Here is a 575-nt window from a genome sequence, read left to right as displayed (position 1 = left end):
TGGATTCTTTCAGCTTCTTGGACTTTTCTTTTTCCTTGTCCAGCTTGTCCTGCATGTTCTGCAGTTCTTTCTCTTTTTCAGCAAGGATAGCAGGATTCATTTCTGACCGGTTTCTGAGTTCTCCCTTTAGCGTTTCAATCTCCATTTCTAAAACAGTTCTGTCCGTTTGCCATGTGTCTTCGCAAATTACCAGCTCTTCCTCTATTTTCTTCTTTTCCTCTTTGATGCGCTTAATTTCGTCCTTTAATTCTCGTACGCTCATGTCTGGCATTTCGGGGTTTTCCATGACCTTTTCTGCCACCTCTTCCGGCGCTGCTAAGAGTTCCCAAACCTTTGAAATTCCAATATCCGACAACTTGTCGTTTTTGCAGAAAAAGCTGTCTTCATCAGTCATTTTTTCCGCCAGTTTCATCATTCTATTTGCCTTTCTTGTAGAAAAGCATAAATTATTCTCTGCCCAGTCTTCCCACTCTCCATGTTTCAATCTTGACTTGATGACATTCAGCCTCTGCCCTGCTCTGGCGGCAAATTCAAAGCCGAGTCTTCCTAATGCCTCCATCTGATTCCAATAAAGG

At 42.6% G+C, this 575-nt stretch carries 1 protein-coding gene; it reads right to left on the bottom strand.

Translation table 11 applies throughout. The annotated features are described in order from the left end of the window. Positions 1–575: DUF3102 domain-containing protein (locus D1841_RS18340; protein WP_166554395.1), on the bottom strand; the 575-nt coding region annotated here is incomplete at both ends.

The sequence above is a fragment of the Neglectibacter sp. X4 genome (assembly GCF_009917365.1).
GTDB lineage: Bacteria > Bacillota > Clostridia > Oscillospirales > Acutalibacteraceae > Acutalibacter.
The sequence above is the reverse complement of the archived record's forward strand: the minus strand, read 5'-3'. Positions and strand labels throughout refer to the sequence as shown.